Below are 18,837 nucleotides of genomic sequence, written 5' to 3' on the forward strand. Positions count from 1 at the left end.
AGAGAGTCAGCCGACGCCGAGCTGAGCCAGGATCGACGCGGCGGCCCAGTCGACGTACTCGTCATGCGGCCACCCGCACACGTTCGTGAGGTGGTCGTATGCCTCGTGGGAGGCGATCAGGCCGACCGCGTCGGCGAGCCGGTCGCGTGACTCGGGCTTGCGTTCGGGCAACTGGCCGACGGTCTCGAAGGCCGCCAGCAGGGCGGTGATGTCCTGGCGGCGGGCGACCGCCAGCTCGGCCCGGACGGCGGCCACCGCCGGGTCGGCGGCCGCGGCAACGGTGAACGCCCGCCAGATGCCCAGCGAGCGGCGCACGCCAACGGCGAGGCGGGCGATGGCCGCGGGCACGAACTCGGCGAACTTCGCCGACGGATCCTCGGGAACGGCCTGCCCCATCAGTGCGCTCAGGTCCGTGGCGTCCGGGCTGCCCGCGAAGCTGTCCCGGAACGCGGCGAGTAGCAGGTCCGCTTTGCGCCCGGTCTGGGTCACGGTCTCCAGGCTCACCTCGGCCGCGGCGGCGATCTGCCGCATGCTCGTGCCCGCGTAGCCGCGCTCGGCGAACAGCCGTCCGGCCGTCGTCACCACGTGCGCCCGGGTGCGCCGGGCGCGGGCCTGTCGTACTGGCGACTCGTAGCGGCGCGGTGCGTCTTCGGAATCAGGTAGCATCAGGCATTGAATAGTACAGCGTATCGGTCAATTAATCACGGGAGGTGTCATGTCCTCGGTGCTTGTGTGCGTGCAGCCCGCGCGTGGCCACGTCGGGCCGACCAAGCCGATCGTCGCGGCACTCCTCGCGGCAGGGCACGAGGTCGCCGTCATCACCGGTGCCCGCTACCGGCAGGCGTTCGCCGAGCTGGGCGCCGAGGTGACGGTGCTGCCGCCGGAGGCCGACTTCGACGAGACCGATCTCGACGGTTCCATTCCCGGCCGGGCGGGGCTGCGCGGGCTGAAGCTCGGCCGTTTCGAGCTGGCCAACTTCGTCCGCGCGATGCCCGCCCAGCTCAGCGTGGTCGACCAGCACCTGGCGCGCGGCGTCGACATCGTGCTGTGCGACCCGCTGTTCATGGCCGGTATGGCCTTGGTGCTGCGTGAGCACCGGCCACGTGTGCTGGCGCTGGGGTTCCTGCCGTTCACCGCTCCCACGCTGTTCCAGCCGCCGCCGGACGGACTCGCCGATCGTGCCCGCAACGCGCTGCTCGGGCGGTTCGTGCCCTGGATGCTCGGGCCCGCGCAGGAACTCGCCACCCGCCAGGTCCGCGAGTTGCTTGGCACGGAGACCAGCGTGCTGTTCATGGACTGGCCGATGCACAGCGACGGCGTGCTGCAGATGACCTGCCCGCGCTTCGAATACCCGCGCAGCACCGAGCTTCCCGCCCCGCTGCACTTCATCGGCCCGACCACGGTCAGCCAGGCGAGCGAGCACCCGCTGCCACCGTGGTGGGACGAGCTGGACGGCTCCCGTCCCGTGGTTTACGTGACCCAGGGGACGGTGGCCAACGACGATCTTGGCCGGCTGGTCGAGCCCACGATCGCCGCGCTGGCCGACGAGGACGTGCTGGTCGTCGTGACCACCTGCGGCGGGTCGTTGCGTACCGGCCCGCTGCCGTCCAACGTCCGGGTGGCCGATTTCCTGCCCTACGACGAGCTGCTGCCCCGGTGTGCCGTGATGGTCAGCAACGGCGGGTACGGCGGGGTCAACCACGCGCTCCGCTACGGGGTGCCGCTGGTCGCGGTCGGGGCCAGCGAGGACAAGCGCGAGGTGGTCGCCAGGGTGGCCTGGTCCGGGGTCGGCGTCGGCCACGCCCGCCGCTCGGCCTCGCCGCGTACCCTGCGACGCGCTGTCCGCACCGTACTGGCCGACCCGCGCTACCGGGATCGGGCGGAGGAGATGGCCGCCGAGATCGCCACCGGCCCCACGATGGACGAGGTGCTCAAGCTGATCACGTCAAGCTGATCCCTCGTGCTCATGGGCCTAGGTGACCGGGTTGCGCCGGGAGCCATGCGCCGGGGGCCTCAGGCGAAGTGAGACAAAGGGCCGAGTCACCATGAGCAAAACACGAGTCGCGATGGGTGCACTACTTCCGGCATTGACGGCGGTGGCGGTGCTTGCCGCCCCTGCCGCGGCCAGCACGGACATTTCTCCCCGCTCCACTTCTGGCAGCTAGCGAGGCGACCGCCGCAGCCTGCGGCTACAACCGAACTGGCGATACACACCGCTACTACAATTGCGACGACAGTAGGTCTCTGACAGTTGAGGCCGTGCGATTCGGTCCGCTGAAAACTGGTATTTCTGTGTAGGACCACTGGAAACACTGGAACTGTTCAAGTCGGATATCGCCAGTTTGCGCCGCGGTTTCTTGGTTGTCTCACTGCGATGTCACCCGAGATCAGTCTCAGATCTGTGGCATTTCTTCGGATAGAGCTGCCGTAATGGCTCAGTGTCCGTGCTTGCTGCGGGATTCGATGTGTGCCCGGGACGCGGTGCGGTCCACGCCGAGGTGGTCGAGTAGCTCTGCTACGGGGTCTGGCCTGTTGTGGGTGAGTAGCGCGAGCAGGAGTTGACCGGGGGCTTCGCTGTTTCTGTTCTTGCGGGTGGTGGTTTTGATGGCTCGGTTGATGGCGGCTCTGGCGCTGGTGGTGAGCGCGGTGGCCGGAACGGCAGGATGTTTGCGGGGTCTGGCTTGTGGCGCCTCATCGATGTCCAGCCCGATGGCGCGCAGAGCGGCCGCGTCCAGTTCGGCCAGCGCGGCTCGGGCGGTGGCCAGATCCACCCCGAGCACGTCCTCGCCTAGCGCGTGGGTGTTGGCGGGGTCGGCTGCGGCGAGCAGGCCGAGTAGGAGGTGCTCGGTGCCGACACGCCGGTCGCCGCGGCGACGGGCTTCTTCGGCCGCTGCTTTCACGGCCGCGGCGAATGGGCTCTTCTCCGCGCCGAACATCGCGATCCTCATTTCCCGTATTTGGCGTGCACGGATTGGCGTGACGTGCCGAGCGCGTCGCCGATCTGTTCCCAGGTCCACCCTTGCTCCCGGGCCAGCGCGACCGAGACGGCCTCGACCTGCTCGGCTAAGCGGTGCAGCGCACCAACTGCGCGCAGCCCCACGGCAGGGTCGTTCGACCTGATGTGCTTGGACAGTTCTTCCAGCTCCACTACGTCAGGCTAGATTGACAGCCGGGCTCCTGTCAATCTAGCCTGACAGGCATGGGCGAGGTTGTGATCATCGGGGCGGGCCCGGTCGGGCTGATGCTGGCGTGCGAGTTGAGCCTGGCCGGTGTGGTGCCGGTCGTACTCGACAAACGCGCGGAACCGGGCGAGTTGCCCAAGGCGAACGGGCTGGGCGGGCAGATCGTCGAGTTGCTGGACCACCGTGGGCTGCTGGAGCGGCTGAGCGAGGGCAGCCCGTTCTGCGGCGTCCCGCCGGGGTTCCCGTTCGGCTCGGTCCCGCTGCGCTTCGCCGGAGTGGACGGTATTCCGCTGCGCATGCTGGTGATCCAGCAGCCCCGGCTGGAGCGGCTGCTGGGCGAGCGCGCGGTCGAGTTGGGGGTGCGGATCCGGTGGGGCCACGAGCTGACCTCGCTCACCCAGCACCAGACCGGCGTGACCCTCGAGGGTGCGGGCTTCCGCCTGGACGCTCGCTATGTGGTGGGCTGCGACGGTGGCCGCAGCCGAGTCCGGGAGTTGGCAGGCATCGACTTCCCGGGCACGACAGATGATGAGGTGCTGCGGCTCGGTCACTTCACCACCGACACGGCGACCGACGTCTTCGACAGTCCGGAGGTGGCCGGACTGCGGCCGGGCTGGAACCGCACTCCGCGCGGGCGGCTGATCGTCACCTCACTCCAGCCGGGCGTGCACATCGTGGGCGTGCGGGAGAAAGGAACCCCTACGGCGGGCCCGGTCACGCTTGCCGAGTTCGAGGCGGCCGTGCGCCGGGTGGTCGGCAGGGACCTGCCGCTGGGCGAGCCGACCTGGCTGTCGAGCACGGTGGCCCAGGCGCGGCTGGCCGGGCGCTACCGGGAGGGCCGGGTGTTTCTGGCTGGGGACGCCGCCCACCTGTTCCCCGCCGGCGGCTCGTCCCTCAACATCGGCATGACGGACGCGATCAATCTCGGCTGGAAACTCGCCGCCCGGCTGCGCGGCCGGGGCCCTAAGGGCTTGCTCGACACCTACGAGTCCGAACGGCGCCCCGCCGCCGAACGCGCCCTCATGCAGACCCGTGCCCAGGCGGCGCTCGACCGTCTGGAGGGCGAAGACGGTGAGGCCCTGCGCGCGCTGCTCACCGAGGTCTTCGCCGATGAGCAGCCGTTGCGTCACCTCGCTGACCTGTTGCACGGCAGCGACACCCGATCCGGCAAGGCGGATCATCCTCTGGTCGGCCGTCTGGTTCCCGACCTGCCACTAACGACCGAGACTGGTGCGCGGCGGGTGGCCGAACTCATGCGCCAGGCCCGTCCCGTCCTGCTCGATCTCGGTGCCGGCGCCCCGCTTGACGGCGACTGCGACGACTGGATCGACGTGGTCAGGGCACGCTGCGACAATCCGCCCGCCGACACTCTGCTGATCCGCCCGGACGGCTACGTGGCATGGGCAGGCACCGAGGGGCTCACCGAAGCGATTACAAGGTGGTTCGACCCTCAGCCGGCCAACGAATAGCGGGGGCGCAACGTCCGCGTGTCAGTAACCGCACAACCACCTCGTGAGGAGTGACTCCATGGCCACGGTGCACACCGGGATGACCATGTCGCTGGACGGTTTCGTCGCCGACCGCAGGGGCGGCACGGCGCGACTGTCCGACCCCGCCGCCTCCAGCGGTAGTGCCTACATGAATGCGCTGATCCGGGAAACCGGCGCGGTCGTGATGGGCCGGCGGACCTTCGCGATGGCCGAGGATCCGGACTGGTTCGTCGGCAACTACGAGTTCCAGGTTCCCATCTTCGTGCTCACCCACACGCCGCCGCCGGTGCTGCCCAGGCAGGACGAGCGGTTGACCTTCACGTTCGTGACCGACGGAATCGCCTCGGCGATCGCCAAGGCGAAGGCGGCCGCCGGGGAACAGGTGGTGCAGGTGCTCGGCGCCAGCGTGGTCCAGCAGGTCCTGCGGGCTCGGCTCGCCGACGAGCTGCACGTCGATGTGGCGCCGGTGCTGCTGGGTGCCGGGCTGCGGCTGTTCGACGACCCGGATCTGGAGAGCGTCGGCCTCAAGAAGATCGGGGTGCGTGAGATGGGGGAGTGCACCTCGCTCCGTTTCCAGCTCGTCAAGTAGCTACCGCGAGCAGCTCAGCCGCGGATGGTCGCCGCCAGTTGCTCCGCCAGTTCGGGTGTCGCGGCCACCACGCCGGACCAGCGGCGCGTCAGGTCGGGATCGATCTCGACCGGGCGGCCGAAGGCGTCCACCACCGCGCCCCCGGCGGCTGGGACCAGCACCATGGCCGCGGCGATGTCCATGATCCGGTGAGTGTCGGAACCGGCGTCGGCGAAGGCGTCGGTCGAGCCCTGCGCCACCAGTGCCGCCTCTAGGCAGCTGCTGGACAGGATCCGCACCCGCGCGGCCCGCCGGCTGACCCGCAGCCACGCCGCCTCGTTCCGCGCGTGCGGGCGCAGCAAGCTCACCGCTGCGCCGTCCAGCTCCCGCCGCCCCGACGTGCGCCACGGACTTGGTTCCCCGGCGCGGGCGTGCCAGCTGCGGCCGGTGTCCAGCCAGGTCGTCAGCGACTCGACCGCGCGGCCGTCGATCGCGACCACTCCCGCGAACGAGGACAACGGCACCTCGGCGACGGCGTTGGCCGTGCCGTCCACCGGATCCACCACCAGCGTCACCGTGGAACCGTTGTCGATGACGCCGATCTCCTCGCTGATCAGGTTGACCCGCTGCGCGTCCACCGCCTCCGCGACGGCCGTGTCCACCGCCAGATCGAGTCGCGTCGTCGCCGTTCCGTCCGCGCCCGTGCGCACCTCCTCGGCCAGCTCCCCGCGCGAATACCGCGCGCACGCGTCGCGGAAGGCCCCCACGGCCGCACGAGCCACCGCCGCCAGCGCGGGATGCGTGCCGGCCGGGATCTCCGGCTCGGGCACCGGCCAGCGCGTCACCGCGCACCACCCGGCGACAGCACCGACCGCACGACCGGCCACGGCCGCCGCGGCTCCACCAGCACCAGATCCGGCCGCAGCCCCGGCGCCAGGCTGCCGCGGTCGGTCAGCCCGGCCACCTCGGCCGGACCGCTGGTCACCAGCCCGACTGCCGCTGGCAGTGCAGCCAGCCCCTCCTCGGCCAGCAGCATCGCCGCGGCGAGCAGGCCGGACGGCAGGTAGTCCGACGCCACGGCCGTCACCAGCCCGCGCCCGACCAGTTCCCGGCCCGACGCGTTCCCGTTGTGCGAGCGGCCCCGCAGGATGTTCGGCGCGCCCATCACGACCGGGAAGCCGTGCGCCCGCGCGGCTTCGGCCGCTTCGACCGTGGTGGGGAACTCGGCGACCGCGCCACCGCGGGCCTTCAGCTCGCCGATCTCGGCCGCCGAACTGGGGTCGTGCCCCAGCAGCCGGATCCGCGGGGATCGCTGCTCGAGCCAGGCCATCGCCTCCTCCCGCACGTCCAGCCGCCCGTCGCGCTCGGCGACGAGCTCGTCGACGTGCGTCCTGGCCTCCGCCTCGGACATCCCGCGCCGACCCATCAGGTAGCGCTCGTAGTACTCGCGGTCGGCGTACTGCCCTTGCCCCGGCGTGTGGTCCTCGTGCGAGACCAGCGCGCCGTCGGGCACCGCGTCCAGCCGGCGCCGCAGCGCGGACAGGCCCTCGGGGCTTCGCACGTCGAGCCGGTACAGGATCCGGTGGTCGACCATCCCGGCGGGATACGCGTCGATCGCCTCGCACAGCCGCTCGGCCGCCGCCACGGTGCGCGGGATGCCGCGCCCGTGGCTCTCCTCGAACCCGACGCCGTGGAACACGGTGGTCAGCCCGGCGGCACGCAGCTTGCCCTCGAACGACAGCATCGCGAACTCGATCGGCAGCTCCGCTCCCGGCCGCGGCAGCCGCTCGTTCTCCAGCCCGTCGCTGTGCGTGTCGACCAGCCCCGGCACGCACAGCAGTCCCTGACCGTCCACATCGGACCCAATTCCGGCCGGATGCTCCTCCACCGCGACGATTCGGTTGTCCCGGACCACGATGCGCGCGTCGTCGAGCACGCGGTCCGGCAGGACGGCCCGGACGTGCCCGAGCACGTAGTCGGCCGGCGGGGCCGCCGGTGTCCATGCTTCGGCGATCGCGCTGCTCATGCCGCACCCGCCAGCATCTCGGCGGGGCTGCCGGACGCTTCGGCCCTGCCACCGGACATCAGCACGACCCGCGAGGCCAGCCGTCGGATCGCGTCCAGGTCGTGGAACACCGCGAGCACCGCCACCCCCTTGGCCGCCAGCGATCCGATCAGTTCCAGCGCGGCCTCCCGGTTGGCCGGATCCAGCGCGGACACCGGCTCGTCGAGCAGCAGCAGCCGCGGCGGGCGGACCGTGCCGGCGGCGAGGTTCACCCGCTGCCGCTCACCACCGGAGAGCACCCCGCAGTCCACGTCCCACAATGCCTCGTCCAGGTTGAGCCGCCGCAGCGCGGCCGCGGCCGCTTCGCGCGCTTCGGCCCGGTCGAGCCCTCGGCGGCGGGCCGCCGCAGCCACCACCTCCCACGGTCCGGTCCGCGGCGGTGCGGTCAGGAACTGGGAGACGTAGCCGATCTCCCGGCCGCGCAGCCGGGCCATCGCCCGGTCGGCGAGCCCGGTCAGCTCGGCCTCGCCGCCGGCCGTGCGCAGCCGCACCTCGCCGGAGTCGGGCAGGTAGGTGCGGTAGACGCAGCGCAGCAACGACGACTTGCCGGCCCCGCTCGGGCCGGCCAGCGCGACGTGCTCGCCGGCGTGCACGTCGAGGTCAACCCCGTGCAGGGACTCGACGATCCGGCCGTCGATCGTGTGCAGGACGAAGGACTTGCGCAGTTCGCGCACGGACAGCACATTTTCCATGCGGGTCACCTCCTTGCCGCGGCGACGAGCCGCTGTGTGTAGGGGTGGTGCGGATCGTGGAACAGCTGGTCCGTCAGCCCGCGCTCGACGACGCGCCCGAGCTGCATCACCACGGTGCGGTCGGTGAGCGCCTCGATCACCGCGAAGTCGTGGCTGACCACGACCGCGGCGACGTCCCGCTCGGCGAGCAGGCCGCGCAGCAGGTCGAGCACCCCGGCCGCGACGGACGCGTCGAGGCCGGTGGTGGGCTCGTCGAGCAGCAGCACCGGCGGATCCGTGGCGAGCGCCTTGGCGATCTGCACGCGCTGGCGCATACCGCCGGAGAACGTCCGCACCGGATCGTCCATCCTGGACAGTGGCACCTCGACGCGGTCGAGCAGCTCGGCGGCGCGGCGGCGGATCGCGTGGAACCCGCGCCAGCCCGCCGCGGTGAGCCGCTCGGCGATGTTGCCACCCGCGGTGACGGCGAGGTCGAGGCCCGCGGCCGGGTCCTGGTGCACCACCGCCATCTCGTTGATCCGCAGGCGCCGCCGGTCGGTGGCCGGCAGCCGCAGCACGTCGGTCGTGCCACCGTCCACAGTGGCCAGATGCACCCTGCCGGCGGTGGCCTCCTTGTCGCCGATCACGCAGCCGAGCACGGTGGACTTGCCGGAGCCGGACTCGCCGATCACCCCCAGTGCCTCGCCGGGCGCGACATCGAAGGAAACGTCCCACGCGGCGACGATCGCGCCGGTGGCCGGGCTCACCGCGGTGCCGTGCTCCGGCCCGGTCCCCGCGACCGCGTCCGCACCGCCCCGGCCGTGCACCTTGCCGATCCCGGACACGTGCAGCGCCCACTCCTGGCCGCCGGACACGCGCACCGGCTGCACCCGCTCGGCAGCGGTGGTGGTGGCGGTGGCGCCGGCCAGCCGCGCGCGCGGGTCGGGCAGGAACCGCAGTGGGGCGCGCTCGCGGTGGGCGGCCAGGTCGGCGTCGCCGGCGCGCACCCGCGAGCACCATTCGGTGTCGCTGCACAGGTAACCGCCGCCGGCTCCGGCCTCGACGAGGAACACGTCGTCGCTGTGGCACAGCCGGCACCGCGCGCCGGGCGCGTGCTCGACCTCGAACGGCACGTCGTCGAAGGCGAGCGGCCGCACGTCGGTGTGCGGCGGGATCGCGTAGATCTTCTTCTCCCGCCCCGCGCCGTAGAGGTTCAGGTGCTCGCACTGGTGCAGCCGGGGCACGTCCCAGCGCGGGATGGGGCTGGTGGCCATCACGTACCGGCCGCCGACGAGCACCGGGTAGCCGCTGCCCCTGGTGATCACCCCGTTGCGGACCAGGTCCTCGTAGAGGCTGACCCAGATCTTGGCGTAGTCCCCTTCGGCGTGCATCCGCGCGCACTCGGTCACGGACTTCTCCACGCCGCGCAGCGGCTCGGGCACCGGCACCTGGTACACCAGCACATGCCGGTCGCCCAGCGCCTCCTCGGGGATCCGGTGCCTGGTCTGCACCACGGTGGACTCGCGCGTGTCGGCGGACTCGGCGCACCCGGTGGTCGAGCCGATCATCCGGCGCAGGTTGGTGGCGTTCACCCCGGCGTCGTCGCCCTGGTCGATCACCTTGACCGTGTCGCCGGCACCGAGCACGGCGAGCGTCACCTGCAGCCCGCCGGAACCCCAGCCGCGGGCCACCGGCATCTCGCGCGATCCGAACGGCACCTGGTAGCCGGGGACGCACACCGCGGTGAGCACGGCGCGGCGGATCTCCCGCTTGGCTCCCTCGTCGAGGATCCCCGTTCCGGTTTCCAGCCCGTCGACCAGGTCGGCAGTGGTCGTCATCAGCATTCCTTCCCCGCCGGATCGGCGACCCGCTCGGCAGGTCCCTCGCCGGCCTCGGCGGCGGCGCGCATGGCCTGCTTGCGTTCGACGATCGAGCGGAACGTGACGTAGTGCGGGAGTTTGAGGTGCTCCAGGAATCCGGCGGAGTCCAGGCCGTCCACGGTCAGCAGGAGCAGCTGCTCCAGCGGCCCGGTGCGGCCGAACCGCCGGTTGGCGATGTCCAGGTTGGCCATCGCGATGGCCTTGCGCTCGTTGTGGCCGAAGCAGAGCCCGTAGCCGACGTCGAGCCGGGTGCGGTCCTCGTCGGCACCATCCAGATTTTCGATCGCCTCGGCCTCGCTGACCCGGAACTCGCCGAGTGCCACCGGGTTGCCGGTGTGCGGGTGCCGGACCCGCAGCGGCACCCGACCGTGCCGGACGTCGCCGAGGGTGACCTCGTGGATGTCGCCGTCCGGGCCGAGGATCGACCGGTACCACAGCGCGACCAGGCCGCCGGTCTCCGCACGCGCCATCGAGGCCAGCACGGCGGACCTGGCGGCGGGCGGACGCGCGGGCTTGCGGGTGATGTCCACCGGCTCGGGGTCGTCGCGGCGGCGCTGGTCGGCGACCAGGTCCAGCTTGCGCAGCAGGTCGAGGAACCGGCGCGGCCGGCGCTGCTCCTCGGTGCGCTCCGGCGCCGGGCCTGGCACGTGGGGAACCGGCTCCGGCTGGCCGTCCGGCTTCTCCAGCAGGCGGCCCGTGTAGTCGGTCGTGCGGCCAAGCAGCTGCGGGCCGTCCGGCTCGCGGAAGGCGGGCACGACCCGCCGCAGCACGGTCATCTCGTCCGGGTCGGCCGGTTCGCTGACGGCAAGGCGCGGCAGGGTCGACCGGTAGGCGCGCACCAGGTGCGAGGCCTCCAGCGGGTCGCCCTCGGCCTGGCGCAGCGCGGCCGCGGCGGTCGGCTCGTGGTAGAGACCGCCTTCCCCCATCACGCGGTCGACGAGCAGCCGGAACCGGCCGGTGATCTGGTCGTCCGACACCCACGGGGCCGGCGCGTGGTCGCGTGCCCGCCGGACCAGCTCCTCCGCGGCCAGGATGGCCTCGAGTCCGCCGCGTGCTCCCGAGTACCCCATCAGCGGTCCCTTCCTTCGACGGTCGTGCTGCGCGGAATCCCGGTCATCCTGCCGTCCGGCGCGATGAGCAGCAGGTCGATCCCGGCGGGGAAACCGGCGACGGCCTCGGCACGCGCGGCCAGTAGACCGTCCACTCCGGACACGCTCGCGGTACCGGCGACACCGGGGCCGGTGACCGCCCAGTTATCACCGTCCACTTCGGACACAGGAAGGCAGACCAGCGCGCCGTCCTCGGGCGCGAGCGCACTGCCCCGGCACACCGCGCGCAGCTCGTCCGCGGTCACCGGACGGGTGGCGGCGACGAACCGGGCCTGTTCCAGCGGTGCGGCCGGCGCGGAGGTGACGACGCCGACGACTTCGGTCCAGTCCTCGCCGTCGTCCAGCACGGCGACGCCGGTGCCGAGATCGGCCAGCGCGAGCACGGGCAGCAGCACCGCGGGCGTGCTCTCCGTCGGCAGCGCGACGACGTGGCCGGGCCGGGACAGCGCGTCCAGCACCGCGCGGAACACCTGCCGCGACTCGTCCGGCCGCAGCGTCGCCGCTGCGATCCGGTCCAGCACCAGTCCGGTCATGTCAGCTCCTCGAACTCGACGATCGTGGGGGACAGCTCCGCCCATTCGGCCGCTTCCCTGGCGGCACGGCGGACATCCACCTCGCGGCACAGCTCCTCGACGCGCGCGGCCCGCGGTCTGGCCGCTTCGGCTTCGGCGTCCAGCACGGCGGCGGCGAGCGTGGCGGCGCGGTCGTCACCGAGGCGCATCGCCCAGCCGCGCTGCCCGGCGACCTCGACCTCGGCCCGGCAGGCCAGCACGTCGCCGAGCAGGAACCGTTCCGCCAGCACGGGTTCCCGCACCTGCGCGGTGACCGAGCCGACCTCCGGCCCGGTCAGCACCCGCACCCCGGCGCCGTCCGCGAGGCACTCGTCGGCCAGTGCCACGAGTTCCTCCCGCCCGGCCTCCGCGAGCAGCGCACACCGCTGCTCGCGGCTCAACACGTCGGTCACCGCTCCTCCTCCGTCAGGGTTTCGCTCAATTCGACGATCACGCGCACCGCGTCGGCGCGCGTCCAGGCGCCGCTGCACAGCAGGCCGGCGCCGGTCGTCTCGTCCTTGCTCAGGCTCTCGATGAGGTACACCGGGGTGCTCGGCTCGACCTCCAGCTCCTGCAGCACCCGCGGCGGCGGCAGCTCGAGGCTCACCCGGCACCACGCCCGCACCGGCCGCACCCGGCCCATCTGCCGCAGCACGAGGTCGACCGAGTCCACCGCGTGCAGCCCAAGGTCCAGGTCGGGCACCACGTCGACCGGGATCCACTCCTCACCCCACCCGGTGAGCAGGCCGTCGATGTACCTCGTGCGGACGACGTGGTGCGCGAGCGTGCCGGGTTCCCGCCCCAGCCGTTCGGCCTCCGCCGCGGGGAGACCTTCGCGGTCCACGGACTTCAGCACCGTTCGCGGCGTGGCCCCGGTGGCCTCCACCGTCGTGTGCCACGACGGCGGGCGGCTGCCGGAGATCACGTAGTCGATGCGGGAGTTGACGAACGTGCCCGCGCCCTGGACCCGGCGGACCAGCAGCCGCCGTTCCAGTTCCTGCAGCGCCGATCTGGCCGCCGCCCGGCCCACCCCGAACCGGTCGGCCAGCTCGGGTTCGCTCGCCACCCTGGTGCCGGCCGCGGAGCCGGCCAGCTCGGCGGCGAGCCGGTCGGCGATCTCCAGATACCTCGTCATGCCCGCAACACTTCTCGCCGGGCTTGTCCGGACAACTGCCACCAGGTGACACGCAGCCGCCCGGACAGGTGAACATCCGGGCAGGTTGTTTCCACCTCAGCGCACCACGCGGCGCAGCCACACCGCGAGCAGCTCCACCGCCAGCACCGCCGCGAACACCAGCAGCAGCACCGCCGTGACCACGTCGAACTCGATCACGCGCGAGGCGTTGAGCAGCTGGAACCCGATGCCGCCCGCGCCGACGATGCCCAGCAGCGTGGCGGAGCGGATGTTGACGTCCAGCTGGTACAGCACGTGCCCGACGAACGCGGGCGCGGCCTGCGGCAGGGTGGCCGAGAAGAACACCTGGCGGCTGCTCGCGCCGGTCGCCCGCAACGCCTGCTCGACGCCGGGATCGACCTCCTCGAGCGAGTCCGCCACGAGCTTGCCGAGCAGCCCGACGGCGCCGACGGCCAGTGCGAGCGCTCCGGCGACCGGTCCGAGTCCGGTGATCACCACGAACACGATCGCCAGCACCAGCTCCGGCACCCCGCGGACGACGACGATCAGCATCCGGAACCCCCGCGCCGTCGAGGGCGCCACGTTGCGCGCGGCCAGCGCGCCGATCGGCAGCGCCAGCACGGCGCCGAGCAGCGTCGCGGCGAGCGCGATCTGCACCGTCACCCACAGGTCGCCGAGCAGGCCGGGGACGAACTCCGGCGGCCAGAACAACGCCAGCGTGTGCCCGAGGTCGCCGAGGGCGCCGAAGAACCGCGACACCGACAGGTCCGCACCCCACACCGAAGCGAGCACGACGAGGACCGTCAGCGCCGCATACCCCGTCCGGCGGACCCGGGCGAACGTCCACTCCGGACTCGTCTGGTCCGGCCGGCGAGGCGCCGGCGCGATCGCCTTCGGGCGCAACAGGGCCCGCCGGATCGCGCCGGAGAGCAGCTCGACCCCTATGCACAGCACGAGCACCACCAGTGCGAGCGCCATCCCGCGCTGGTAGTCGAGCTGCCGCAGCGACGTCGCGATGGCGAAGCCCAGCCCGTCGACGCCGACGAAGCCGAGCACCACCGAGATCCGCAGGTTGATGTCGAACCGGTGCAACGCGGTGGCCACGAACGCGGGCAGCACCTGCGGCAGCACCCCGGCCAGCAGCTCCTGGCCGCCGCCGGCGCCACCGGCGCGCACAGCCGAGCGAGGGCCCTCGTCGATCTGCTCGATCGCGTCGGCGTAGAGCTTGCCGACCATGCCCACCGAGTGCAGGCCCATGGCGAGCACCCCAGCGAGTCCGCCGAACCCGAACAGCCGGAAGAACACGATCGCCAGTACGACGTCGGGCACCGCGCGCGCTGCGACGATCACGGCACGGGCACCGAGACGCGCGCCGCGGTGCGGGGTCGTGTTGCCCGCCGCGAGCACCGCGAGCACGGCGCTGACCAGTACCGACAGCAGGGTCGCGGACACCACGATGGACAGGGTCTTCGCGGTCAGCGAGACCAGCTCGCCGAGCTCGGGGAAGTCCAGCGGGAACATCCGGCCGGCGAACTCGGCCGCGTTGCGCGCGCTGTCGGCCAGCGTCGCGACGTTGATCCGCAGATCGGCGACCGCCCACGCGGCCAGCGCCAGCAGGGCGACCAGCGCGACCGCCCCGCCCACCGCACCGGACCGCGGGCGGGCGAGGGTGCGCACGGTCATCCGCGGGCCACCAGCTCGCCCGTGCCGTAGACGGCCGTCGCCGCGTGGTGGTCCAGCTCGCGCGCCGGCTCGTCGAGCACGACGCGGCCCGACCGCAGCCCGACGATCCGGTCGGCCAAGGACAGCGCGAGCTCCACCTGGTGCAGGCTGCACAGCACGGTCAGGTCGCGTTCGCGCGCGATCTCCCGGATCAGGCGCATCACCTGGGCCGAGGACTCCGGGTCGAGCGAGGCGACCGGCTCGTCGGCGAGCAGGATCTCCGGGCGCTGCATCAGCGCCCTTGCCACCGCGACCCGCTGCTGCTGACCGCCGGAGAGGGTGTCGGCGCGCTGGAACGCCTGCGGGCCGAGGCCAACGCGGTCCAGGTGCCCGAGCGCTTCCAGGCGCACCGCCTTCGGGTAGCTGACCAGCCCGAGCCGGGGGCCGCGCAGCCTGCCGAGCGCGCCGGTGCACACGTTCTCCAGCACCGAGAGGCTGCCGACCAGGTGAAACTGCTGGAACACGAACCCGATCCGGCGGCGCAGATCCCGCAGCCGCCCGCCCCGCGCCCGCCCGACGTCGGTGCCGAGGGCGGTCACCTTGCCGGCGGTCGGATGGTGCAGGCCGTCCACGTGCCGCAGCAGGGTGGACTTGCCAGAGCCGGACAGCCCGAGCAGCACGACCACTTCGCCCGGCGGGACGGTGAAGGACACGTCGTCGAGGGCGAGGACATGCCCGAACCGCTTGGTCACCCCGTCGAAGCAAATAGCGCTCATGAGGAAGCGTCCGTGCACTGCTTCGCCTTGGTGACTTCGCAGACGTGGCGAACGGTGTCGTAGAAAGCGTCGTCGACGGCCGCGTAGCCCCAGTCGCCGGCGTCGTCGATCGGGCACTTCTCGCTCGTGCACAGGCCGTTGGCCCTGAGGTAGTCGGTGTTGGCCTGCTCGCGGAACACCGCCGCGACCTTGTCTTTGAGCGCGGGGTCGAGGTCGTCGCTGATCGCGACCGGCGATCCGGCGATGATGTCGGACTTCCACACCGTGGTCAGATCGCCCGTCTTGAGCTGGCCCTTGCCGATCAGCTGGGTGTCGATCATGGTGTCGTAGGCGAATCCGGCGTCGCACTGCCCACCGGCCACGCCGAGCGCGGAGGCGTCGTGCCCGCCGGCCATCACCGGGGTGATCTCGGTGTCGGGGTTGACCCCGCTGTCGGTCAGGCCGGCTTTCGGGTAGAGGTAGCCCGAGGTCGAGTTCGGGTCGACGAAGCAGACCTTCTTGCCCCTGAACCCGGCGAGGTCGTGGATCGGCGAGCCGGTCTTGACGACACCGTAGGAGCGGTAGCCGGGGGTGCCGCCCTTCTCCTTGAGCTGTGCCGCGATCGCGGTCGCCCGCACCCCGGCGTTCTTCGCGACCACATAGGACAGTGGCCCGTACTGGGCGATGTCGACCTTGCCGCTGCGCTGGCCCTCGATCACGGCGGCGTAGTCGGTGGCCTGCTGGAAGCGGACCGTCTTGCCGGTCGCCTTCTGCAGCAGGTCGATCACGGCCTGGTAGTCCTGCTGCAGGCTGGTCGACTCCTCGGTCGGGATGGCCGCGAACACCAGCTCGTTCTTCTCGCGGGTGCCGCCACCGTCGCCCGACGCGCTCTGCCCGCAGGCCGTGAGCACCAGTGCCGCGCCGGCCAGCGCGAGCGCGCGCCACCGTTTGTTCACCATGTGTCCTCCTCGTGCGTTACGCCGAGAAGGCTGATCCGCCCCGATGCCACGACGGCGACGAGCGGGTTACCGGCGGCCGAACGGCCCGGGTTTTGTCGGGGGACTCGACCGGATGACCGGCACTAGGGGTTCTGGATGAGCGTGATGGTGTTGCCGTCGGGATCGGTGACGGTCGCCAGCCGTGCTCCGCTGGTCACCGTGCTGACCTCGCCGACCCGGACACCGTGCCCGGCAAGTCGGCTGATCTCCGCGTCCAGGTCGTCGATGGCGAGGTTGAGCAGGGTGCGGCCGGCCCTGGCGCGATCGGCGAAGACCTGGATCAGTCCCGCGCCGGTGACCTGCCATTCGGCGAGCCCCGGCATCGGACGGGTGTCCGGTGCGCGCTCGAGAAGCTCGGTGTACCAGGCGATGGCGGTGTCGTGATCGGTCACCGGGACGACCGCGAGCAGACCGAGGACGGACATCGGAGAACTCCTTCCGGTTGTGTTCGATGGAGAGACAACCGCCGGGGCCAAAACTCATCGCGGGAGGTCGCCGGTCGTGGGCAGGGTGGTGACGAAGCGGGCGCCGCTGGGGCTGTCCGCGACGTCGAGGATGTGCAGGGTGCCGCCGTGGCGGTGCGCGATGGCGCGGGCGATGGCGAGGCCGAGACCGGTTCCTCCGGCGTCGCGGGTGCGTGCCTCGTCGAGCCGGGTGAAGCGGTCGAAAACGCGTTCCCGGTCGGCCGGCGGGATGCCAGGTCCGTCGTCGAGTACCTCGAGGCTCACGGTGCCCGTGGCGTGCCGGGTGGTGATGGTGATGCTGGAAAGGGCATGCCGGCAGGCGTTGTCCAGGAGGTTGCGCAGCAGCCGGTGCAGTTGTGCGGGGTTGCCGCGGACGAGGGCTGGTATCTCGGCGTGGCAGTCGATGGTGAGGTGCGGGTTGAGGTAACGGCGCTCGGCGGCCTGTTCGTCGGCGATGGCGGTGAGGTCCACGGTTTCGGCCGAGGTGGGGTGGTTCGCGTCGTGCTGGGCGAGGAGCAGGAGATCGGTGATCAGAAGGTGCATGCGGTCGATGTCGTGCACCGCGTGCTCGGCGACGGTGGGCCAGTCGGCCTGGCCGGGGTGGGCGCGGGCGACCTCCAGCCAGGTGCGCAGGTTGGTCAGGGGGCTGCGCAGTTCGTGGCTGGCGTCGGCGACGAACTGCTGTTGCTGGTGCAGCGCGCGGTAGAGGCGGTCCAGGGTGGCGTTGGTGGTGGTGGCCAGGTGCGCGATCTCGTCGTGGGCGGCGGGCACGGGTACGCGACGTGGTAGCGCGTGCTCGCTGATCTCCGCCATTTCCGCGCGGATCGCCTCCACCGGGCGAAGGGCGCGTCCGGCGACGATCCAGGCGAGGACTGCGACGAACAGGACCGCCAGCGGGATGCCGCCGCCGAGCGCGGCGTCCACGCCGCCGACCGCGCGCTCGGCGCTGTAGGGATCGACGAACAGGTACACCGTGGCGCGCACGTAGGTGGTCTGCTCGGCGAGGACGAGCGGCTCGGGAAGTCCGCTGAGGAACTGATATCCGGTTCTGCCGGGTGGGGTGACCACCTCTGCCGGGAGGTGGACCACCTTGCGCTGGACCGCGAACGTGCGGTGTTCCAGGTTGTTGTTCACCCCGGGAACCGCGCCCGCGCCGAAGTCGGCGGTGAGGAACCGGCCTCCGGCGGGGATACCCCCCGGCGGGGCCGGCGGGAATGGTGCGCGGGTGGGGTAGTAGGTCGCCAGGTTCTGGCTGCGGACCGCGACCTCACCGGTGTCCAGCACGACCTCGAAGGTGTGCCCGTCGAGACTGGTCTGCGGGCTCGTGGACGGGCCGTCCGGATCACCGGCCGGGCGCGCGAACCGGGTGTTGGCGAAGGCGTCGAGTGCCTGGCTGGTGAGGAACTTCGCCTGTTCGATGACCCGGGTATGGACCACGTGCCGCAGCCACAGCCCGCCCGCGGTGAAGACGACCGCGCACGCCAGCGCCGCGGCGAGCGCGGATTTGGCCCGGATCGGCAGCGGCCACCAGCTACGGCGCATCGGCCCGCAACCGGTAGCCGAGGCCACGCACGGTGTCCAGGCTGCGCCGCCCGAACGGCGCGTCGATCTTGCGGCGCAACGCGCTCACGTACACCTCGATCACGTTGGAATCGCCCTGGTAAGTGCCGCCCCACACGCGGTCCAGAATCTCGGCCTTGGACACCACGTACCCGGGTTGGCGGGCAAGGCATTCCAGCACGCCGAACTCCTTGCCGGTCAGCGGAACGTCCTGCCCACCGCGGTGACAGCTGCGCCGCGCGGGGTCGATCACCAGGTCCCCGACCTCGATCACCCCCGCCCGGCCCGCCGGCGCCCGGCGCAGCAGCGCGCGCAGGCGGGCGGTCAGCACCACCCAGGAGAAGGGCTTGCTCAGGTAGTCGTCGGCCCCGGTGTCCAGTGCTTCGGCCTCGTCGTACTCGCCGTTCTTCGCGGTCAACATGAGGACTGGGACGTCCACCCCGGCCTGGCGCAACGCCGCGCACACCCGGTAGCCGTTCAGTCCGGGCAGCATGATGTCCAGGATGATCGCGTGATACGGCTGGGCCAGGGCCCGCTCCAGCCCCTCGGTCCCGTTGCCGGCCACCTCCACGACGTAGCCGTCGGCCTGCAGCCCCCACCGCAGCGCCTCCGCCAGCCGCTGTTCGTCCTCGATCACCAGCACTCGCACGAACACCATGATCCACGACCCGCCACGGCCAACCTGAAGCGATCTTCAGGTTGCTTCAGGTTCACCTCACTTCCGCAGGTCAGGGTCGATCGGACCGT

At 71.8% G+C, this 18,837-nt stretch carries 20 protein-coding genes; 3 read left to right on the forward strand and 17 right to left on the reverse strand.

The genetic code is table 11. The annotated features are described in order from the left end of the window. Positions 1-6: 6 nt before the first annotated feature. Positions 7-666 (reverse strand): TetR/AcrR family transcriptional regulator, encoded by a 660-nt coding sequence (locus AMYNI_RS0136295; protein WP_245574092.1) that lies wholly within the window; start codon positions 664-666, stop codon positions 7-9. Positions 667-715: 49 nt separating this feature from the next. On the opposite strand from AMYNI_RS0136295, the gene AMYNI_RS0136300 reads away from it, so the two are divergent. After that, the gene (locus AMYNI_RS0136300; protein ID WP_020673029.1) at positions 716-1,954 is read left to right on the forward strand and encodes a glycosyltransferase; all 1,239 of its coding nucleotides are present in this window, start codon (positions 716-718) and stop codon (positions 1,952-1,954) included. Between the two features lie 481 nt (positions 1,955-2,435). Here AMYNI_RS0136300 and AMYNI_RS0136305 read toward each other — a convergent pair whose 3' ends face one another. Together AMYNI_RS0136305 and AMYNI_RS0136310 are read right to left on the reverse strand one after the other, a co-directional pair. Continuing rightward, positions 2,436-2,948 carry a Clp protease N-terminal domain-containing protein gene (locus AMYNI_RS0136305; protein WP_020673030.1) on the reverse strand — a complete coding sequence of 171 codons (513 nt, stop codon included), beginning with the start codon at positions 2,946-2,948 and terminating at the stop codon, positions 2,436-2,438. Further along, positions 2,945-3,148, reverse strand: a complete 204-nt coding sequence (locus AMYNI_RS0136310; RefSeq protein WP_020673031.1) for a hypothetical protein — start codon at positions 3,146-3,148, stop codon at positions 2,945-2,947. Before AMYNI_RS0136310 ends, AMYNI_RS0136305 begins: the two co-directional genes overlap by 4 nt. Before the next feature lie 51 nt (positions 3,149-3,199). On the opposite strand from AMYNI_RS0136310, the gene AMYNI_RS0136315 reads away from it, so the two are divergent. Next, positions 3,200-4,651 carry an FAD-dependent monooxygenase gene (locus AMYNI_RS0136315; protein ID WP_020673032.1) on the forward strand — a complete coding sequence of 484 codons (1,452 nt, stop codon included), beginning with the start codon at positions 3,200-3,202 and terminating at the stop codon, positions 4,649-4,651. 58 nt (positions 4,652-4,709) lie between these two features. Next, positions 4,710-5,261: a dihydrofolate reductase family protein gene (locus tag AMYNI_RS0136320; protein WP_020673033.1), complete on the forward strand. Its 552-nt coding sequence runs from the start codon at positions 4,710-4,712 to the stop codon at positions 5,259-5,261. Between the two features lie 14 nt (positions 5,262-5,275). On the opposite strand, the gene AMYNI_RS0136325 is transcribed toward AMYNI_RS0136320, so the two are convergent. The 14 genes from AMYNI_RS0136325 to AMYNI_RS0136390 all read right to left on the reverse strand — a co-directional run bounded on the left by AMYNI_RS0136325 (position 5,276) and on the right by AMYNI_RS0136390 (position 18,739). Continuing rightward, on the reverse strand, positions 5,276-6,085 hold the full coding sequence (locus AMYNI_RS0136325; RefSeq protein ID WP_245574093.1) for an inositol monophosphatase family protein: 810 nt from the start codon (positions 6,083-6,085) through the stop codon (positions 5,276-5,278). Beyond that, positions 6,082-7,266: an alpha-D-ribose 1-methylphosphonate 5-triphosphate diphosphatase gene (locus AMYNI_RS0136330; RefSeq protein WP_020673035.1), complete on the reverse strand. Its 1,185-nt coding sequence runs from the start codon at positions 7,264-7,266 to the stop codon at positions 6,082-6,084. Before AMYNI_RS0136330 ends, AMYNI_RS0136325 begins: the two co-directional genes overlap by 4 nt. Further along, positions 7,263-7,997 (reverse strand): ATP-binding cassette domain-containing protein, encoded by a 735-nt coding sequence (locus AMYNI_RS0136335; protein WP_020673036.1) that lies wholly within the window; start codon positions 7,995-7,997, stop codon positions 7,263-7,265. The genes AMYNI_RS0136330 and AMYNI_RS0136335 overlap by 4 nt, the downstream gene beginning before the upstream one ends. A 5-nt stretch (positions 7,998-8,002) precedes the next feature. Continuing rightward, positions 8,003-9,814: an alpha-D-ribose 1-methylphosphonate 5-phosphate C-P-lyase PhnJ gene (locus tag AMYNI_RS0136340; RefSeq protein WP_020673037.1), complete on the reverse strand. Its 1,812-nt coding sequence runs from the start codon at positions 9,812-9,814 to the stop codon at positions 8,003-8,005. After that, positions 9,814-10,926 carry a carbon-phosphorus lyase complex subunit PhnI gene (locus AMYNI_RS0136345; protein ID WP_020673038.1) on the reverse strand — a complete coding sequence of 371 codons (1,113 nt, stop codon included), beginning with the start codon at positions 10,924-10,926 and terminating at the stop codon, positions 9,814-9,816. The genes AMYNI_RS0136340 and AMYNI_RS0136345 overlap by 1 nt, the downstream gene beginning before the upstream one ends. Then, positions 10,926-11,498: a phosphonate C-P lyase system protein PhnH gene (phnH, locus tag AMYNI_RS47580; RefSeq protein WP_020673039.1), complete on the reverse strand. Its 573-nt coding sequence runs from the start codon at positions 11,496-11,498 to the stop codon at positions 10,926-10,928. The genes AMYNI_RS0136345 and phnH overlap by 1 nt, the downstream gene beginning before the upstream one ends. Further along, the gene (locus AMYNI_RS0136355) at positions 11,495-11,929 is read right to left on the reverse strand and encodes a phosphonate C-P lyase system protein PhnG (protein ID WP_020673040.1); all 435 of its coding nucleotides are present in this window, start codon (positions 11,927-11,929) and stop codon (positions 11,495-11,497) included. The genes phnH and AMYNI_RS0136355 overlap by 4 nt, the downstream gene beginning before the upstream one ends. After that, entirely contained in the window at positions 11,926-12,651 is a 726-nt protein-coding gene (locus tag AMYNI_RS0136360) for a GntR family transcriptional regulator (RefSeq protein WP_020673041.1), read from the reverse strand. The genes AMYNI_RS0136355 and AMYNI_RS0136360 overlap by 4 nt, the downstream gene beginning before the upstream one ends. A gap of 96 nt (positions 12,652-12,747) precedes the next feature. Further along, positions 12,748-14,334, reverse strand: coding sequence for a phosphonate ABC transporter, permease protein PhnE (phnE, locus tag AMYNI_RS0136365; RefSeq protein ID WP_020673042.1), 1,587 nt, complete (start codon positions 14,332-14,334; stop codon positions 12,748-12,750). Then, complete coding sequence (gene phnC / locus AMYNI_RS0136370) at positions 14,331-15,089, reverse strand: phosphonate ABC transporter ATP-binding protein (protein WP_026361383.1); 759 nt, start codon at positions 15,087-15,089, stop codon at positions 14,331-14,333. The genes phnE and phnC overlap by 4 nt, the downstream gene beginning before the upstream one ends. Next, entirely contained in the window at positions 15,086-16,027 is a 942-nt protein-coding gene (locus tag AMYNI_RS0136375) for a phosphate/phosphite/phosphonate ABC transporter substrate-binding protein (RefSeq protein ID WP_020673044.1), read from the reverse strand. The genes phnC and AMYNI_RS0136375 overlap by 4 nt, the downstream gene beginning before the upstream one ends. A 122-nt stretch (positions 16,028-16,149) precedes the next feature. Beyond that, on the reverse strand, positions 16,150-16,491 hold the full coding sequence (locus AMYNI_RS0136380) for a VOC family protein (protein ID WP_020673045.1): 342 nt from the start codon (positions 16,489-16,491) through the stop codon (positions 16,150-16,152). A gap of 54 nt (positions 16,492-16,545) precedes the next feature. Next, positions 16,546-18,072: a sensor histidine kinase gene (locus tag AMYNI_RS0136385; RefSeq protein ID WP_020673046.1), complete on the reverse strand. Its 1,527-nt coding sequence runs from the start codon at positions 18,070-18,072 to the stop codon at positions 16,546-16,548. Then, on the reverse strand, positions 18,062-18,739 hold the full coding sequence (locus AMYNI_RS0136390) for a response regulator transcription factor (protein ID WP_211225666.1): 678 nt from the start codon (positions 18,737-18,739) through the stop codon (positions 18,062-18,064). Before AMYNI_RS0136390 ends, AMYNI_RS0136385 begins: the two co-directional genes overlap by 11 nt. Positions 18,740-18,837 lie beyond the last annotated feature (98 nt).

This window comes from Amycolatopsis nigrescens CSC17Ta-90 (assembly GCF_000384315.1).
Classification (GTDB): Bacteria; Actinomycetota; Actinomycetes; order Mycobacteriales; family Pseudonocardiaceae; genus Amycolatopsis; species Amycolatopsis nigrescens.

Bases quoted from the DNA above. Each gene is read 5' to 3' on its own strand.
- AMYNI_RS0136315 (WP_020673032.1), top strand. From the start codon at position 3,200: ATGGGCGAGGTTGTGATCATCGGGGCGGGCCCGGTCGGGCTGATGCTG.
- phnE (WP_020673042.1), bottom strand. From the start codon at position 14,334: ATGACCGTGCGCACCCTCGCCCGCCCGCGGTCCGGTGCGGTGGGCGGG.
- AMYNI_RS0136360 (WP_020673041.1), bottom strand. From the start codon at position 12,651: ATGACGAGGTATCTGGAGATCGCCGACCGGCTCGCCGCCGAGCTGGCC.
- AMYNI_RS0136305 (WP_020673030.1), bottom strand. From the start codon at position 2,948: ATGAGGATCGCGATGTTCGGCGCGGAGAAGAGCCCATTCGCCGCGGCC.
- phnH (WP_020673039.1), bottom strand. From the start codon at position 11,498: ATGACCGGACTGGTGCTGGACCGGATCGCAGCGGCGACGCTGCGGCCG.
- AMYNI_RS0136375 (WP_020673044.1), bottom strand. From the start codon at position 16,027: ATGGTGAACAAACGGTGGCGCGCGCTCGCGCTGGCCGGCGCGGCACTG.
- AMYNI_RS0136330 (WP_020673035.1), bottom strand. From the start codon at position 7,266: ATGAGCAGCGCGATCGCCGAAGCATGGACACCGGCGGCCCCGCCGGCC.
- AMYNI_RS0136320 (WP_020673033.1), top strand. From the start codon at position 4,710: ATGGCCACGGTGCACACCGGGATGACCATGTCGCTGGACGGTTTCGTC.
- AMYNI_RS0136340 (WP_020673037.1), bottom strand. From the start codon at position 9,814: ATGACGACCACTGCCGACCTGGTCGACGGGCTGGAAACCGGAACGGGG.
- AMYNI_RS0136335 (WP_020673036.1), bottom strand. From the start codon at position 7,997: ATGGAAAATGTGCTGTCCGTGCGCGAACTGCGCAAGTCCTTCGTCCTG.
- AMYNI_RS0136385 (WP_020673046.1), bottom strand. From the start codon at position 18,072: ATGCGCCGTAGCTGGTGGCCGCTGCCGATCCGGGCCAAATCCGCGCTC.
- AMYNI_RS0136300 (WP_020673029.1), top strand. From the start codon at position 716: ATGTCCTCGGTGCTTGTGTGCGTGCAGCCCGCGCGTGGCCACGTCGGG.
- phnC (WP_026361383.1), bottom strand. From the start codon at position 15,089: ATGAGCGCTATTTGCTTCGACGGGGTGACCAAGCGGTTCGGGCATGTC.
- AMYNI_RS0136380 (WP_020673045.1), bottom strand. From the start codon at position 16,491: ATGTCCGTCCTCGGTCTGCTCGCGGTCGTCCCGGTGACCGATCACGAC.
- AMYNI_RS0136345 (WP_020673038.1), bottom strand. From the start codon at position 10,926: ATGGGGTACTCGGGAGCACGCGGCGGACTCGAGGCCATCCTGGCCGCG.
- AMYNI_RS0136295 (WP_245574092.1), bottom strand. From the start codon at position 666: ATGCTACCTGATTCCGAAGACGCACCGCGCCGCTACGAGTCGCCAGTA.